Source organism: Methylopila capsulata (assembly GCF_016907975.1).
GTDB classification, from domain to species: domain Bacteria; phylum Pseudomonadota; class Alphaproteobacteria; order Rhizobiales; family Methylopilaceae; genus Methylopila; species Methylopila capsulata.
In genome coordinates this window covers 352,462-368,846 of sequence record NZ_JAFBCY010000003.1, presented here as the reverse complement: position 1 = coordinate 368,846, position 16,385 = coordinate 352,462, and the positions used below count along the sequence as shown (strand labels likewise).

The window sequence follows — 16,385 nt, the reverse complement described above, 5'->3', positions numbered from 1 at the left end:
CAAGATGGACATCAAAGAGCTACGGACCGTCGCGTAAGTCGCCAAGCCAGGGAGCGACGACCACGCTCGACGGACTGGCGTCTCAAAGTCGATGGTCAGCCCTCGAGGAATAAGTCGCTTGCGTATCTCTTGAGTCAGAGCTTGTACGGGGGCCGCACGAGCTAACCGCCGCATTTCGTTCCGCAAACCGCTACACAGCGTATCCCGAATTGGCGCTACCGCTGTGCGTTCGGGCGGGTCACTCTCCGCAACCCACGGCGGCGTCGGCGTCGACGCTTCGTGGGCGAACGCTCGCTGACGACGGACGAAAGCGCGCGCATGCCGGACAAGCGGTTCGGCGGCTGGCTCGCAGGTCATCCCAGGGACGCGGCCCGAGAAAGGCGAAGCCGATGGACGCGGCCTATATCTCCGCGCTTGCAGCCCTTGCGGGGTCGGCCATCGGCGCGCTCGCGTCCTTCGCCACCACCTGGCTGACGCAGCATTCTCAAGAGCGCGCGACCCTGCTGGTTCAGGACCGCGCGCGCCGGGAGGCGCTTTACGGCGAATTCATCCGGGAGGCCTCGACCTTGTTCGGCGACGCTTTCCGGCATGAACTCGACGATCCGGCCAAGCTCGTGAACCTCTATGCTCTGGTGAGCAAGATCCGACTGTTCGGAGAGCCGGAAACGCTGAAGGAGGCCGAACGCGTTATATGGCGCATCGGCGAGACCTATTTTTCGCCGAACAAGGATCTCTCGGCCTTCGCGGACATCAGCCACGCAAACGACCTCGACCCGCTTCGCGACTTCTCGAGCGCTTGTCGAGCTGAACTCGCGATCGCCAGACGATGAGCCTTCAATAGCCGCCTCCATCAGTTGCTGAAAATATCGGTTGACCTGCCGATGCCCCTGATCGCCGGGCCCGGCACGCCGCGCTTGTCCGCGCGCCAGGGCGCCGTCTCGCCATTTCCGCGATCGCGGGAGCGAAGTGGTATTGGCCGAAGCTGAGCGGCGCGGCGATCCGCAGGCGGCTGCGGAGGTCGCCAGCGGGCAGGATCGTCTCCATCGCCTCGTCGACCTCAGCACAGGCTCTCACCGCATGGTCGCGAAACGTGAGGCCGGCTTCCGTGAGGGCCGCACCGTGGATTGTTCACGCCAGCAGCTGGACCCCGAGATCCGCCTCGAGCCGGCGCGCGGCGGGCGATACGCCGCCGGCGTGGGCGACCTCCACGAAGGTCCGCAACTCTTCGATGTCCAATTCGGCGTTCCTGATTGCGCGACACAGCTTGGCAGAAAACGGCGCTACCGCATCACGTTCTGAAATGACATTCCCTCAATCAGGCAGCGTCGCAGACGGCGCATGTCTCGCCGTCAACAGAACTCGCTCACATCGGCGGCAGGGGATGTCTTCATGACCTTTCGTAACGGCCTTGCGTCGCTTCTTCGTCCTGACGATTCCGTCGTCGTGCTGATTGACCACCAGCCATTCCAGCTCGCGAACCTCAACAGCCACGATCCGCAGATGGTGATCAACAATACGGCGGCTCTGGCTAAGGCCGCCAAGGCGTTTGACGTCCCCGTCATCCTGACAAGCGTGATCGCCGCCCAAGGCGGCTTCATCTTCCCCCAGATCACCGACGTGTTCCCCGATCAGGAGGTCATCGACCGGACGCTCATAAACACTTGGGAGGACCCGGCGGTGGTGGACGTCGTCAAGGCCACGGGCCGCAAGCAACTCATCATTGCGGGTCTCTGGACCGAAGTTTGCGTCGCAATGCCTGCGATTCAGGCTATCGGCGAAGGCTGGGACACGACGGTGGTCACCGACGCCTCGGGCGGCGTCTCGGTCGAGTCTCATCAGGTGGCGATCCAGCGCATGATCGCAGCCGGCGTAAACATGATGACCTGGCTGGCGGTGGCGGCCGAATGGCAGCGCGACTGGGCCCGAACCGAGACGGTCCCGGCGCTGGCGGAGGTGTTGAAACAGCACGCCGGCGCGACCGGCATCGCCTTCCTGTGGGAGCAGCAACTGCTCAACACGCCGGTTCCGACGAAAGCCGTGCGCTGATCGAAGCGAGCTGACGGTGCTCTTCAGCGGCGTCGCGACCGCGCCTGTCGGGTGTAGAGCCCCGTCTTCCTACAGCACTCGGAAGATCGATGGACGGTCAGTCGTCTCCGACCGCTTCCGAACTCTGAGAGCCGGAAGGACGCTTTTCCATGAAGATCACCAAGTCCGACGACCTGTCGGCATCATCACTTGCTGTGGTCCTAGAATTTTGTCGAACACCGCGCCCGACAAAACTTAAGCTGCAGCCCAACGCCTTGTCGCTCCAGATGCCATCTACGTGTCGTTGAATTTCGACAATCCGGAGCTGAAGAAGATCGAGCCATGGACCGTGACGTGACCCCCTGAAACTCCTCCACGGATAGCTAGAGTCCGCCCCAGCACGAGGGACGGATGAAGAAGTCACGGTTCACGGACGAGCAGATCATCGCGATCCTGCGTGAGCAGGAGGCGGGCGTTGCGACCGTGGAGGTCTGCCGGAAGCACGGCGTCAGCTCGGAGACGTCGGTTGCAGCGAACCAACGGTGGAGCCTGGACTTCCTGTCGGACCAACTCACGGACGGGCGCCGCTTCCGGATCCTCGCCGTGATCGACGGCTGCACGCGGGAATGCCTGGTGCTCGCCGCCGACACCTCGCTGTCCGGCCTGCGGGTCGCCCGCGAGCTCAACGACATCGTGCGCCGGCGTGGCCGGCCGACGACGATCGTCAGCGACACCGGCACGGAGTTCACCTCGAACGCGATCCTCGGCTGGGCGGACGAGACCGGCGTCGGCTGGCGTTACATCGCGCCAGGCAAGCCGCAGCAGAATGGCTTCATTGAGAGCTTCAACGGCCGGCTGCGCGACGAACTCCTCAACGAGACGCTGTTCCGGTACGTTGCCTCACGCCCGCGCTGTGCTCCCGACGTCACGGGCGGCACGTGAGCGCCAAGCTCACATGGGGCGATGTTCGATCCAGGCCCCGAGCGCCCGGGTCAATCCCGTTCCGGGCTTCGCGGGGGGACGAGCGAAACGCCCCGCGCGCGCCGGGATCGTCTGAAGGCGAGCGAGCAACGTCGCCTGGCCGATCGCGGCGTCCAGAGGATCAATCAGCGGAACCGGAACCCGCGCCGCCACTTTGGCGGCGAAGCCGGTCAACGGCGCGCCGGCAAGGATGACGGCGTCCGCCTTGTCGGTCTCGATCGAGCGCAGACACAGCTCGACCAGTTGCGACTCCAGTTCGCTCTGGACGTCGTTGATCGACGCGAACGGAACGTCCGGCACGCGGATGCCGGCGCAGCGGCCCTGGAGGCCGCTGAGCGCCACGGCGTCCTCGTACCAAGCGGTGAGCGTGGGGGAAAAGGTCACGATCGAGAACCGCTGCGCGAGCATGCACGCCGTAAGCATCGCGGCTTCCGCCATGGCGGTCACGGGGAGGTCGAACAGCTCTCGCGCCGCAATCAGCCCCGGGTCGCCGAAGGCGCCGATCACCACGGCGTCCACGCCGCCTTGATGCGTGGCGATCATCTCCAGCGTCGCCGCGCCGGCGATCACGGATTCCGCGCGGCTGGCGATGTAGGGCATGCCATGCGGCGCCGTCAGGGCGACGAGCTCGACGTCCGGCGCCAGAGAGCGGGAGGCGCTCGCCACCATGCGTTCCGTCATCGCGACGGAGGTGTTGGGATTGATCAGGAGGATGCGCATCCGCTCAGCTCCCACGCGCCCGGACCCACAGGGCCTCGATGGCGAGGGCGGCGTCACGGCGGACCGCGTCGGCGTCCACCCGGGTCGGCTTTCCATCCACAACCATCAACTCGCCGTCCACGGCGACGACCTCGGCGTCCCGACCCTGGGCGACGTGGACGAGGTTGCCGAGGGCGTTGGTCATCGGCGTGAGATGCGGGCGACGGAAATCGAAGGCGACGAAATCCGCGCGCTTGCCGATCTCGATGCTGCCGATCTCGTCCTCGAGCCCCATGGCGCGCGCGCCCGCGAGGGTCGCCATCTCGAACACGGTCTCGGGCTGCCAGTCGGGCGTGACCGCGCCGAGCTGGATGCGACCGACCGCGAGCGCCCAGCGCATCACCTCCACCATGTCGGCGTGCATGTTGTCGGTGCCGAGCGTGAGCTTGGCTCCTGCGGCGCGCAGCCTGTGCGTCGGCGCGATCGTCGCCCCCGTCGCGTTGCCCTTGGCGATGTGCGCGACATGGACGCCGGCATTCCCGATGCGCGCGATGTCGCCGTCGCTGACGTGGATGCAATGCGCCGCAGTGAGCCGGTCGTTCAGCAGGCCGAGCTCATCCAGCAGTTCGGGCGGGCTCATGCCGTCGCGCTCGCGGATCCGGGCGAGCTCGACCTTGCTCTGCGAGAGATGGGTCGTCACCCGAAGCCCAGTGTCTTCCGCGGCCCGCGCGATGCGCCGCAGGAAGGGCGTCGAGCACGTGTCGGGCGCATGCGCGGCGAGTTGCACACCGATGCGGCCGCCGCTCTTGCCGTCGTAACGCTCCGCCAGCGCGATCGCCTCGCCCAGCGTCTTGTCGCCGATGGCGTCGACATGATCCCAGCGCCCCACCGAGACGCCGGAGAAATCGACGTCGTGAATGCGGCCGCATGACCACACCCGAAGGCCGACGTCCGCCATGGCGGGCGTGACGACGTCGGCGTGCACGAAGGTGTCGTTGATCAGCGTGGAGCCGAACAGCAGCGCCTCCAGCGCGCCCAGCCGTGCGATGGCGTAGGCCTCGTCCGGCGTGACCATGTGGCCCTGCGGAATGCCGGGCGTGTAGGCCGGCGCGAACCCAAGGTCCTCGGCGACGCCGCGCACCATGCTGAGGTTGGCGTGCGTGTGCACGTTGATCAGGCCCGGCGTGACGACGCGGCCGGGAAGATGAAGGCTGCGGTGGGCGCGGAGCGGCGCGGCGTCCCTGGATGCGGCTTCGATCCGCGCGAAGCGGCCGTCCGAGATCGCGATCACGGCGTCGTCGATGGCGTGCGACGCCGGCGCCCCCGTGAGGACCGTGGCGCCGGTGATGACCAGATCGTAGAGCGGCTCGGACATGGCGCTATCGATTCAGAATGTGGGAGAGGAAGCGCTGCGTCTTCTCTTCTCGCGGAGCGGAGAACACGGCCTCGGGCGAGCCCTGCTCGACGATATGGCCGTCGGCCATAAAGATGAGCGTGTCGGCGACGCGCCGCGCGAAACTCATCTCGTGGGTGACCACGATCATGGTCATGCCTTCGCGCGCCAGAGCGCCCATAACGTCCAGGACCTCGTGGACCAGCTCGGGATCGAGCGCGGAGGTCGGCTCGTCAAACAGGATCAGGCGCGGGTCCATGGCCAGCGCGCGGGCGATGGCGACACGCTGCTGCTGGCCGCCCGACAGCTGCGAGGGGCGCTTGTGCATGTGCTCGGCGAGGCTCACCCGGGCGAGCTGCTCCGCCGCGCGCGCTTCGGCCGCCTCGCGGGACAAGCCGAGCACCTTTCGCGGACCGATCGCCACGTTCTGCGCCGCGGTGAGGTGCGGGAACAGGTTGAAGCGCTGGAACACGAAGCCGAACTTGCGCCGCTGAAGGGCGAGCTGGGACTCGGTCAGGGGCGTCCAGCGCGCCGCTTCGCCCACATAGGCGCCGCCGATCGGTTCGCCCGTGAGCTCGATCGTCCCGGCGTCCGGCGTCTCCAGATGGTTGAGGCAGCGCAGCACCGTGGTCTTGCCGGAGCCGGAAGGCCCGATCAGCACCATCGTCTGTCCCGCCATGACGTCGAACGAGATGCCCTTCAGGATCTCTCGTTCGCCGTAACGCTTGCGCAGTCCCCGCACCGAGAGCAACGGCCGTTCGCCAGCCAGCCTTGAGGGATCGGTTCGCGTTTCGAGGGGCATGGCGATCACCAGGCTGGGAGCCGCCGCTCGATCACCCGCGAAATCCACGAAAGCACGGAGATGATGGCGTAATAGTAGATGGCGAGAAGGGCGAAGATCTCGAGCGGAGCAAAGTGCGTGGCGATGATCGCCTGCCCCGAGCGCGTCAGCTCGTAGACCGAGATGACCGAGAGCAACGACGTGTTCTTCAGGAGGGTGATCACGTCGTTCGTCAACGCCGGCATCATGGGCCGGATCGACTGCGGCAGCAGGACGTAGAGCAAGATGCGGCCCTGCGTCATGCCGATCGACTTGGCAGCTTCGGTCTGGCCCTTCTCGACCGCCCCGACCGTGCCGCGCACGACCTCGGCGACATAGGCGGCGCAGTTGAGCGACAGCGCGATCACGCCCGACCAGAACTCGCCAGGACGCCAGCCCATGAGCGGCAGCCCGAAGAACACGATGAAGATCTGGATAAGTAGAGGCGTGCCACGGATGAAATCCACATAGGCGCGCACCAGCCAGCGCGCCCACGGCCATCCGCCGAGCGAGACGAGACCGAGCGCTACGCCTCCGGTAAGGCCGAGCAGCGCCGCGAGCGACGCGATTCTCAGCGTCGTCACCGTGCCTTCGGCAAGAAGGGGGATGGCCATCTCGACGACGGCCCAATCTATGGTCATGGCATCGCGATCCGCGATCGGCTGGCGGGGGCGCCCGTCGGCGGGCGAGGCGGGACAGGCGGCTCGCCACCGCCGTCCCGTCGGGCGGTCAGGAGAAGTCGGGCACCTTGTCGGCCAGCTTCATCTGCGTGCCGAACCACTTTTCCTGCAGCTTGTAGATCTCGCCGTTGGCCTTCAGAGCCTCGATGCGCTCGTTGAGGAAGCCGATCAGCGCCGTGTCTTCCTTCCGGGCGCCGATGCCGGCCCAGTTGCGCGGACCGATGTCGCGGACGATGGCGTACCGGCCCGGGGCGTCCTTCAGCACCTGGGTGAGCGTCGCGAGCGAGTTGATGACGCCGTCGACGGATCCTTGCGCGAGCGCGAGATAGGCGGCCGGATGGTCGTCGTAGGCCTTCACCTCGGAGAAGCCCTTGCCGGCGCTCGCCTTCAGTTTCGCGTCGAGCGCGGCTTTCATGGTGTCGCCCGCCGAGCCGAGCTTCACGGCGAGCACCTTTCCGGACATGCCGTCGATGCTCTTGATCGTGTCCACGTCGGAGGAGCGGATCAGCATCTCCTGCGTCGCTTCAGTGTAGGGGATGGAATAGCCGACCTTCGCCACCCGCTCCTTGGAGTAGGTGAGCGAGGTCATGATCACATCGAAGTTGCCGGCATAGAGCGCGGGTATGACGCCGGCCCAGGCCGTGTCGATGAACTCCACCTTGACGCCCAGCGGGGCGAAGAGCTGCTTGGCGAGGTCGACGTCGTAGCCGACGATTTCGCCCTTATCGCGGAACGTGAAGGGTCGGTAGGCCGCCTCGACGCCGACTTTCACCACGCCGGCGGCTTTGATGGCGTCCAACGTCAGCGGCTCGGCCCGAACCGGCGCGCCAGTCAGCGGAAGGAGGGCCGTCGCCGCGAAGAGCAGGGTGGACAGACCGAGGAAGCGGCGCCACGCGGCGCCGATGGACGAAAGGCGGGAGGACATGGCTTTCGCTTTCTATCTCAACGCGTTGCGGTGGAGCCAACCAGCAGTCAGATTGCATTCCATTTGATTTATATAAGCATGTACATAAGCTTAGATGGAAAAATCGAGCCCATGCCCGCTTATAAGTTGAGCAGGACCCCGCCCATTTGCGCGCCGCCACGGCGTGGTCTGCGAAAATCCGGCGTGGGCCGTGGCGAACGCGCGGCCGTTTCCTGTTTGCAACGCGCACCTTGGCGGCGCGTGGATGCGGGACGCACGCCGCCGAGGCTGCTGGAGACCCGCAGCGCCTGCCTATTATTTCAGCCGGAGAAAGCAGAACTCCGATGCGCGCTGCGCGTCAGATGACCGCCGCCTGGTCGACGACGGCGTCGAGCGGCGTCGCCTCGCGAACGGCTGCGGTGAGGACTGCGCAGACGGTTTCGCCGGTGCGGAGCAGATGACGCTTCCAGACGCGGCGCGCGGCGTCCGCGTCGCGGGCGTGCAACGCGGTCATCAGCGCCTCGTGTTCGTTCACCGACTCCTCCCACCGCCGCGGATCGACGATCGCCATGTAGCGACCGCGCCGCGCGCGCAGCATCAGGTTGGCATGGGTGGCGACCAGAACCGGATTGCGGGACAGGCGCACGAGCCTGTCGTGGATGGCGCTGTTGAGCTCGAAATACGGGTCTTTCTCCCGGCGATGATAGTGCGCCATCATGCGGGAGTGCATCTCGTCGAGCTCGTCGAGATCGGCCGGCTCCAGCCGCAGGGCCGCGATCTCGGCCGCGAGGCTCTCCAGCCCGGCGATGACCTCGAACAAATCCGAGGCCTCCTCCGCGGTGAACGACATGATCCGGGCGCCCCGGTTCTGCGACAGCTCAATCAGTCCCTCGAGCTCCAGAAGCTTGAGGGCTTCGCGGAGGGGAGTCCGGGACACCGCCAGCGTTTCGCACAAGCTGCGTTCGACGATGCGCCCGCCCGCGGGCAAGTCTCCGCGAATGATCCGATCGCGCAGCGTGTTTGCGATCTGATGTGCGAAGGGTTCGCGCCGCGACAGCTTTGTCATGCTTGAGGATGGCGTCGTCCGTCGCGTTTCATCGCTAGGCCTCGATGGCAATGTCGGTCACCTGTTGAACGAGACGTGAGCCACAACGAGCAGCTGACGGTCGCTACCCATAACCCCCACGAACCCGACGGGCAAAACGAGAGACGCTGATAGGCGAGAGGGAACGGTCGATCGCCGCGCGAAGCAGTGCGCGACCCCAGCGTAGCCGCGGCTCGGCGCCAGCTGCGGACATTGTTCTCAAACCCAGAAGCGGTCACTAACTCTCGGCTTAGACCTGACATGATCGGCACCGCCGAGCTGAGTCGTGCGAGCTCATTTCGGGGGGGGGCCGTGTCCGGTCATGAGCGCCCGACTTGCGGTCGACAAGAGCCTTCTAGCGGCCTCATCTCGCGAGCAGCTCGGTGTGAACTCCCACGTCCACAAAGCGCTCCTGATCGACCACTAAGATCGCGTCGGCGTTCTCGACCTTCCAAAGCCGCGCGGGCGGCAACCATCACCGCCTTATCTTTCGCCGGCGCCCATCAAGTATCTTGATCGGGGCGCGTTCAACATGGCCCGGACGTTAGGCCCATGGCGTCAACTTAGCGGAACGAGTGGGCAGGTTTTGCAGTAGTCGACATTCGGGGCTCGATATCGAAGACAACAGACGCGGCGGAGCCGCCTTCCTCCAGAATGATCGACCAGGGGTCGATAGAGTGGGTTCGATCGGCCGGCCCAGCTACGCGCCGACATGAGGGCGAGACCGGCGTTGATCGCATCTGCGTGCGCGCCAAAATCGCGGGCCTGCCGTACCACAGCGTCGAAGGCGTAACCGGCGTTGCTCCAGAACGCCTTGGGAGACGCTCCGCTGACCGAGGCGAGCGCCGCGATCAACGGAGTGACGTGAGCCTCGAAAATAGCGTCGAAACGCTGGGCCGCCCGATCGAGCGACACCGGCGCGCCGGCATGCGGGAGAACGATCTGTTTCGTGCATCCCCGTTCGTCGCTGACGACGCCGACTTGGTTGATCGCGACCGGAAGATCGAGCTCGAGGAGCAGATTGGCCGCTAGCGCGGCGGGGATAAGCGTGGAGAAATGGCTCTTCGACCAGATCGACGCGACGGCGCGACGGTCGCCGTCATCATAAAACGATGCGAGGCGTTCGATACGATTGCGCAGTATCGCATGGTTCAGCAAGTCCGAAGCCGGCTGGACGTTCTCGGCGGCAGCCAGCGTCAAGCTGTTGGCGAAGGGCTCGAGTGGCCCCCTGAACAGGGGAGCGAGTGTCGGGATGATCATCTGCTCGTCAATACCATGGGGCGAAATAACGTCGGGCGATCAGACACGGCAACGTTAAAAATGGCGGTTCAAAAAAATCACCCGCCGGGAGTCCTTAGCGCCTGGCGTCAATCGTCAGGTCTCATGAGTCGGACGGCCGCTGCGATCCAGGGGGTGGCGGCCGCAGGTGTCGTGAGACTGACGGGGGTCGATGAGTATGGCGCGGGGAACGCAGGGGAATGCGAGCAGGCTCGGCAGTCGTGCCGCCGTGCTTGCGGGCGCGTTGATTGTGATGACCGGCGCTCGCGCGGCGGCGGCGCAGACGGCGGCCGAGCGTGGAGGCATAACGGCGGCCGCGATCCCAGCTGGACCGCTGTCCTCGGTGCTCAATGCTTTCACGGCGCAAACGGGCCTGGAGGTTCTCATCGACGCCGGCGTCACGCAGGGAAAGCGCTCGCAGGGCGCGCGCGCCGGGCTGGCGCCCGCTCAGGCGCTGGCCTCGGTGCTTGCCGGAACCGGCGTGAGCGGGCGGATTGTCGAAGGGGGCCGGGTCGAACTCGTGACGGAGCCGACCGCCGACGTGGCGTTGGTCACCGGGCAGGTCGACGACGACGTGACGGCGCTTGAGCCCATCACGGTCTACGGCGAGAAGGCCGCAAGAGACTCGTCCCGGACCTACACCAGCGTCGGGGTGGTGACCGAAGAGGACCTTCGGAACTCCAGCGCCCGCGACGCGTCTCAAGCGTACAATCGCCTGGCCAACGTGCGCTCGTTTCAGTCGGCTTCGGGCAATGCGAGCATTGGGATCCGCGGCCTCAACGCCGAGGGCGTGACCCAGCCGAGCCGCGCCGCGCCGGTGATCTCCGTGCTCGTGGACGGCGCGCCCCAGAACATCGAGTCCATCCGCCGCGGCAGCCGCGGAATTTGGGACGTGGAGCAGATCGAGGTGCTCCGCGGACCGCAATCCACTCTGCAGGGTCGGAACTCGCTCGGCGGCAGCGTTCTGATCAAGACCAAGGACCCGACCTTCGAACCGGAGGTGATATTCGACGGTTCTCTCGGCACGGAGCGGTCGAAGTCCGCCGCGTTCGCGCTGTCAGGACCGCTGGTCAAGGATCAGGTGGCGGTGCGCATCGCGGGCCAGATCGCGCGTGAGGACAAGGACGTCGGCTACACCGCGCCTGGCTTCAAGGACCAGCTCCGGGACGAGTTCGAGCAACTGCGCGCCAAAGTGCTGGTCACGCCCGACGCCGTGCCGGGCTTCTCCGCGCTGTTCTCGGTGAGCCGCACGCATGACAAGCCGGGCTGGAGCTTCGTCTCCGGTCCGGACTTTTTCGACCGCAAGTTCGACCCCACCGTCGGCTTCGCGGCGGAGTTCCGCGACACCAAGGTCAATCGCTACGGCGCGGAACTGTCCTACGAGTTCGCGCCTGGCTGGAAGTTGACGTCGTTGACGACACTTTCGGAGTCCAATCTCGAGATCGAGACGCCGCCCGGCGCGGAGCTTACTCGGTACGACACCCGCGACGGCAAGGATCTCTCCCAAGACATCCGGCTTAATTTCGATCCGGAAGGATCGAACCTCTCGGGCGTCGTCGGTGTCTTCGCCGGGCGCTACACAAGCGACGTCGCGTCCGACATCACCACCAGCCAGCTCGCGCCCTTCGGCGTCCCGAGCGCGATCGTCCAGGACCTCAAGGCCAACCTCAAGACGACCTCGATCGCCGCCTATGCGGACCTCCGCTACAAATTCCTTGACCGCTGGACGCTGATCGCCGGCGGCCGGGTGTTGCGTGAGAAAGTCGGCGGCCGGTACGAAGGCCAGGCGATCGACATCGACTCCACCCTTGGATGCATCTTCCTCGGCTGTCCTTTCCCGGTCTACGGCTCGCTCAATGAACAGAGCTCGGTAAGCAAAACGGTGTTCCTGCCGAAGATCGGCCTCGCCTTCGATCTGACGAGCAACCAGACGATCGCCGCGACGGCGGCGAAAGGCTATCGGTCGGGCTTTGCAGAGGTGGTCGCCGGGACCACGACGCTGCGCCGGATCGCGCCGGAATATCTGTGGTCCTACGAGCTCGCCTACCGATCCAAGTGGTTCGACGACCGCCTGCAGGTCGACGCCAACGTGTTCTACTACGATTACAAGAACCAGCAGGTCATCTCGTTCAACCCTGCCTTTCCCGGTCAGACGATCACCCAGAACAGCGGCGGATCGCACGCCTATGGCGCAGAGCTCGAGATGCGCTGGCGTCCGGTCGACGAGGTGACGCTGTTTTCGAACCTCGGCCTTTTGAAGACCGAATTCGACGAAGGGCTCACTACCGCCGGAAACCTGAAGGGCAAGGAATTCCCCGAGTCTCCCGCGGTCACCCTCGCGGTCGGCGCCAACTGGAAGCACCACACGGGCGTGTTCGCCGGCGCCGACGTGTCCTACACGGACGGGTTCTTCAGCTCCGGCGATCTGGCGAACAGCCGAAGCCGCTACGTGAAATCCTTTACGCTGGTCAACGCGACGCTCGGCTACGAGACGAAGCACGCCACGATTGCGCTGTTCGCCCGCAACCTGTTCGACAAGCAGTATCTGACCGGCATCGACTCGACGGGGCTCTCGGCGGCCATCGGCGACGGCCGCGTGGTGGGCGTACGGGGGACGGCGAGGTTTTGATGGCCGTCGCGCGCAGCGGTCTCGCCGCACTGCTGGCGCTTGGCCTGGCCTCGCAGGCGCTGGCCTGCGAGGGACGGCTGATCGACAGCCCGAACGTCATGGGCGCTCCGCTGTGCCTTCCGGTTGCGCCGAAGCGGATCGTCGCGCTCGAGCCGACCTACAGCCTGGGCATGGCGCTCGAACTCGGCGCGCCGGTCGTCGCGGCGCCGATGTCGGGCATGAGCGACAAGGCGCTGAAGCTGCGCGCCGAGCAGGCCGGGGTCGCGGACATCGGAACCTTCGAGCAGCCAAGTATCGAACGGATCATCGCGCTGAAGCCGGATCTCATCGTGGGCAGCGGCTTCCTCGGCGCCAAGGCCCGCGAGATGGCCGCCCGCATCGCGCCGACGGCGCTCATCACCGATGACGACTGGAAGGCGTTCTATCTCAATCTCGCGAAGGTCACCGGACGCGAGGCGGTCATGAACGGCGTGTTCGACGACTACCAGCGGCGGATTGCGGAGATCCGCGCCCGCATGCCCGATGTCAAAGTCTCGGTGATACGCATCACCCCTTGGGATTTTCAGGTCTATCTCGACGGGCCCGGCGCTTACGCGCCCTTCGCGGTGATGCGGGACGCAGGCGTCAGGCGGAGCGCGTATGAGACGTCGACGGGCGGGCCGAGCGTGAAGCGGCCCGACTTCGAGGACCTCGCGGCGCTCGATGGCGACGTGCTGCTCTACATCGTGGGCGGCTCCAACGACTCGGACCGCAGCGGGCGGCACGAAGCGGTCGTGTCCAATCCGCTGTGGAGCATGCTGCCGGCCGTGAAGGCGGGCCGGGTCCATCGTGTCGACGCCGCCACCTGGATGGAGTTCAGCGGGCTCGCCTCCGCAAACCGCGTCCTCGACGACATCGAGCGGTACGTCCTGAAGGCGCCGTGAGCGGCGTGGCCGGCGTCAACGTCCGGAAGCCGCGCGGAAGCTGGCGTCCGGCCGCCCTGGTCGCGCTCGGGCTTCTGCTCGCGGCCGTCGCCGTCTGGTCGCTGTCGGCGGGAACGACGCACCACTCCGTCACGACGGTGCTGGACGCGCTCTTCGCCAATGACGGCTCGCGCGACCATCTCGTCATCGCAGGCGTTCGCGCCCCGCGCGTGTTGGCTGGGCTCTGCGCGGGGGCGGCGCTCGCGGTCGCGGGCGCGATCATGCAGGCCGTCACCGGCAATCCGCTGGCGTCGCCCGGCCTGCTCGGCCTCAACGCCGGAGCCGCCTTCGCGGTGGTGCTCGCCACGTCCATTGCGGGCGCGACGACCGGCGACCCCTTCGTCTGGCCGGCGTTCGCGGGCGCGGCGGCCGCGACCGCCGTCGCCTATGGGCTCGGCTCAGCCGGCCGGACGGGCACGACGCCGCTCAAGATCGTGCTCGCGGGCGCGGTCGTGTCGGGCTTCCTCAGTTCGCTCACCGCCGCCGTGCTGGTGCTCGACAAAGGCGCGATGGACACGGTGCGCCTGTGGACCGCCGGTGCGCTTGCGGGGCGCACCATGCCGCAGATCGTCGCCGTCGGTCCCTACATCCTGTCCGGCCTCGCCGCGGCGCTCGTCCTTGGCCGGTCGCTGAACACGCTCAGTCTCGGCGGGGGCGTCGCGCGATCGCTTGGCCAGAACGTGACCCTCGGGCGCGGGGCGTCGGTCGTCACGGTCGTGCTTCTCGCCGGCGGCGCGGTCGCGCTCGTCGGACCGATCGGCTTTGTCGGATTGGTGGTGCCTCATATCGCCCGGATGGTCGTCGGCGCCGACCAGCGCTGGATCATGCCGTTCTGCGCGCTCGGCGGCGCGCTGTTGCTCACCGCGGCCGACACTGCGAGCCGCACGCTGTTCGGCCAGAGCTTTCCGGCCGGCGTCACCATGGCCTTCATCGGCGCGCCGTTCTTCATCTGGCTCGCCCGCCGCCGGCTGGGGGCCACGCCATGACGTGGACGGTTGCGGGCGCGAGCGCTCTCGTCGTTCTGCTGGCGCTCGCCGGGCTGAGGCTGGGCGACGTGTCGATCGCGTGGGCCGACATCTTCGCCGCCCTGGCGGACCCCGCCGCGGCGCCGCCCGATGTCGCGATGATCGTGTTCGACCTTCGCCTGCCCCGCGTCCTGTCGGCAGGGCTCGTCGGCATGGCGCTCGGCGTCGCGGGCGCGATCACGCAGGCGCTGCTGCGCAACCCACTGGCCGAGCCGGGCACGCTCGGCGTCAACGCTGGGGCGGCGCTCGCCGTGACGGTCCTGACGGTCGCCTATCCCGCGTCGTCGCCGTTCCTCACGCCCTGGGCGGGCTTCGTGGGCGCCGGCGCCATGACGGCCGCGGTCTGGGCCCTGTCCTGGCGCTCGGGCGCCACGTCGCTGCGCATCATCCTGATCGGCGTCGGTCTGAGCTCGCTCGCCGGCGCCGGCATCACGCTACTTACTGCGCTCGGCGACGCCCGCGACGTCCACCGCGCCTTCGTCTGGCTTTCGGGCAGCGTCTACGACGCCAACTGGGCTCAGGTCTCGGCGCTTGGCCTCTGGCTCGCGCCGACGCTCGCGCTCTGCTTGCTGGCTTCGCGCGCGCTCGACGTCGCGTCGCTCGGCGCCGCCGCGGCGCGGAGCGTGGGTCAGGACGTCATCCGCTTCCAGGGCTTCATCATCCTTCTGTGCGCCATGGTCTCCGGCGCCGCGGTCGCGGTCTCGGGGCTCATCGCCTTCGTGGGTCTGATTGCGCCGCACGCCGCGCGGCGGCTGGTCGGTTGGAGGCATTCCCGGATCGTCCCGGCCGCGGCCTTGATCGGCGCCGCGATCGTCATGACCGCAGACCTGATCGGCCGCGTCGCCTTCGCTCCGATCCAGATTCCCGCAGGAGTCCTGACAGCGCTGATTGGAGCCCCAGTCTTCGGGTTCGCCCTCTGGCGCGCTCGAGCGTCGCTGGGATGACGTCATCGGCGCGAGCCGCCCGCCGAACCTGTTGTGACGGCGCCACAAGCGTATGGAGATCTGCGCGTCGCCGAAATCGTCCGGCCGATCGATCGCGCTCGTCCGGCCTGAACGAAATCAGGCGCTTCGCCACATTCTGACGGCGACCGCTGCGGTGTTCGTCCTGATCAGTTGGAGTCATTCTAAAACATTGATATTGCGTGGTTTTCTACGGTCGCCAAGGATGCCGGCAGGTAATCCGTGTGCGATCCGCCACTAGGCCGGCAGCTTGCCGACCTGCGTTAGCGGTCGCGCCTCGGACGATGGGCGCAGGACGGCTCAAGGCGATGACGACGCTGACTGGCGCACCGACAAGCTTCGAAGCCGGCGACGGCAGGGATCTGCTGAACCGGGCCATAGAAGCGCATTACGAAGAGATGATCGCCGCGGCGCGCAGGGGCGGCAGGACCCGTTCGGCGGCGCTCGATGTCGTCCACGACGTTTACCTGAAGCTCGCGGCTCGACCGGAGCTCCTGGCCGACAAGCGGTCGCTCGGAGCCTTTCTGCGTCGCGCGGCCGCCAATCTCGGCGTCGACAGGCTCCGCCGGGAGCGCTTCGAGAGCCGGCTGTTTTCGGGCGCCGACGACGAGGCGGCGGGCGTCGCGGCCGCTTCTCCCGCTCTCGAGCACGCGCTCGATGCGGAGCGACGGGTCGCCCTCTTGCAGCGCGCGATCGCGGAACTTCCGCCGCGTCGCCGCGCGGTCTTCGTGCTGCATCGGCTGCACGGGCTGTCAACAAGCGAAATCGCTGATCGGCTGAACCTCACCCGCAACATGGTCGACCGCCACCTGAGGCGCTCCTTCACGCATTGCCTCGATCGGCTCGCGGAGTTCGACTAGAAGTCCGGAGCATGGCTCTTCATTCGTCAAGGAATGGAACAGTCGAAGCCTGGGAGCTTCCATTGACGGACAGGCGAACGGCC

Annotated in this window: 14 protein-coding genes and 3 pseudogenes; 9 read left to right on the top strand and 8 right to left on the bottom strand. The window is 66.8% G+C overall.

Going from position 1 to position 16,385, the window contains the following annotated elements:
* Window positions 1–389 precede the first annotated feature (389 nt).
* Window positions 390–830: a hypothetical protein gene (locus tag JOD31_RS13045; RefSeq protein WP_204950775.1), complete on the top strand. Its 441-nt coding sequence runs from the start codon at window positions 390–392 to the stop codon at window positions 828–830.
* A gap of 97 nt (window positions 831–927) precedes the next feature.
* On the opposite strand, the pseudogene JOD31_RS19525 reads toward JOD31_RS13045, so the two are convergent.
* Window positions 928–1,236 (bottom strand): annotated as a pseudogene (locus JOD31_RS19525) (LysR family transcriptional regulator); the annotation flags it as partial.
* A gap of 153 nt (window positions 1,237–1,389) precedes the next feature.
* On the opposite strand from JOD31_RS19525, the gene JOD31_RS13035 reads away from it, so the two are divergent.
* The 3 genes and pseudogenes from JOD31_RS13035 to JOD31_RS13030 form a co-directional block, all read left to right on the top strand.
* Window positions 1,390–2,046 (top strand): hydrolase, encoded by a 657-nt coding sequence (locus tag JOD31_RS13035; RefSeq protein ID WP_204950773.1) that lies wholly within the window; start codon window positions 1,390–1,392, stop codon window positions 2,044–2,046.
* A 390-nt stretch (window positions 2,047–2,436) separates the two neighbouring features.
* Window positions 2,437–2,496, top strand: a pseudogene (locus JOD31_RS19830) (hypothetical protein); the annotation flags it as partial.
* Window positions 2,497–2,556: 60 nt separating this feature from the next.
* Window positions 2,557–3,082: pseudogene (locus tag JOD31_RS13030) on the top strand (DDE-type integrase/transposase/recombinase); the annotation flags it as partial.
* Here JOD31_RS13030 and JOD31_RS13025 read toward each other — a convergent pair.
* The 7 genes from JOD31_RS13025 to fhuF form a co-directional block, all read right to left on the bottom strand.
* Window positions 2,977–3,726, bottom strand: coding sequence for an aspartate/glutamate racemase family protein (locus JOD31_RS13025; RefSeq protein ID WP_204950772.1), 750 nt, complete (start codon window positions 3,724–3,726; stop codon window positions 2,977–2,979). The pseudogene JOD31_RS13030 and the gene JOD31_RS13025 sit on opposite strands and share 106 nt — an antisense overlap.
* Before the next feature lie 4 nt (window positions 3,727–3,730).
* Complete coding sequence (locus JOD31_RS13020) at window positions 3,731–5,080, bottom strand: amidohydrolase family protein (protein ID WP_204950771.1); 1,350 nt, start codon at window positions 5,078–5,080, stop codon at window positions 3,731–3,733.
* A 4-nt stretch (window positions 5,081–5,084) separates the two neighbouring features.
* Window positions 5,085–5,900 carry an amino acid ABC transporter ATP-binding protein gene (locus JOD31_RS13015; RefSeq protein ID WP_271206184.1) on the bottom strand — a complete coding sequence of 272 codons (816 nt, stop codon included), beginning with the start codon at window positions 5,898–5,900 and terminating at the stop codon, window positions 5,085–5,087.
* A gap of 5 nt (window positions 5,901–5,905) precedes the next feature.
* Window positions 5,906–6,559 carry an amino acid ABC transporter permease gene (locus tag JOD31_RS13010; RefSeq protein ID WP_204950770.1) on the bottom strand — a complete coding sequence of 218 codons (654 nt, stop codon included), beginning with the start codon at window positions 6,557–6,559 and terminating at the stop codon, window positions 5,906–5,908.
* Between the two features lie 88 nt (window positions 6,560–6,647).
* A complete protein-coding gene (locus JOD31_RS13005) occupies window positions 6,648–7,523 on the bottom strand; it encodes a transporter substrate-binding domain-containing protein (RefSeq protein ID WP_204950769.1) in 876 nt (291 codons plus the stop codon).
* A gap of 337 nt (window positions 7,524–7,860) precedes the next feature.
* Window positions 7,861–8,568 (bottom strand): GntR family transcriptional regulator, encoded by a 708-nt coding sequence (locus tag JOD31_RS13000; protein ID WP_204950768.1) that lies wholly within the window; start codon window positions 8,566–8,568, stop codon window positions 7,861–7,863.
* A gap of 576 nt (window positions 8,569–9,144) precedes the next feature.
* Window positions 9,145–9,846, bottom strand: a complete 702-nt coding sequence (gene fhuF / locus JOD31_RS12995) for a siderophore-iron reductase FhuF (RefSeq protein ID WP_204950767.1) — start codon at window positions 9,844–9,846, stop codon at window positions 9,145–9,147.
* Window positions 9,847–10,117: 271 nt separating this feature from the next.
* On the opposite strand from fhuF, the gene JOD31_RS12990 reads away from it, so the two are divergent.
* From JOD31_RS12990 to JOD31_RS12970, 5 genes are all read left to right on the top strand, one after another.
* Window positions 10,118–12,493: a TonB-dependent receptor gene (locus tag JOD31_RS12990; RefSeq protein ID WP_246482494.1), complete on the top strand. Its 2,376-nt coding sequence runs from the start codon at window positions 10,118–10,120 to the stop codon at window positions 12,491–12,493.
* Window positions 12,493–13,416: an iron-siderophore ABC transporter substrate-binding protein gene (locus JOD31_RS12985; RefSeq protein WP_204950765.1), complete on the top strand. Its 924-nt coding sequence runs from the start codon at window positions 12,493–12,495 to the stop codon at window positions 13,414–13,416. Before JOD31_RS12990 ends, JOD31_RS12985 begins: the two co-directional genes overlap by 1 nt.
* Complete coding sequence (locus JOD31_RS12980; RefSeq protein WP_271206183.1) at window positions 13,413–14,441, top strand: FecCD family ABC transporter permease; 1,029 nt, start codon at window positions 13,413–13,415, stop codon at window positions 14,439–14,441. The genes JOD31_RS12985 and JOD31_RS12980 overlap by 4 nt, the downstream gene beginning before the upstream one ends.
* Window positions 14,438–15,424 carry a FecCD family ABC transporter permease gene (locus JOD31_RS12975; protein WP_204950764.1) on the top strand — a complete coding sequence of 329 codons (987 nt, stop codon included), beginning with the start codon at window positions 14,438–14,440 and terminating at the stop codon, window positions 15,422–15,424. The genes JOD31_RS12980 and JOD31_RS12975 overlap by 4 nt, the downstream gene beginning before the upstream one ends.
* Window positions 15,425–15,624: 200 nt before the next feature.
* A complete protein-coding gene (locus tag JOD31_RS12970; RefSeq protein ID WP_338100615.1) occupies window positions 15,625–16,302 on the top strand; it encodes an RNA polymerase sigma factor in 678 nt (225 codons plus the stop codon).
* Window positions 16,303–16,385: the final 83 nt, after the last annotated feature.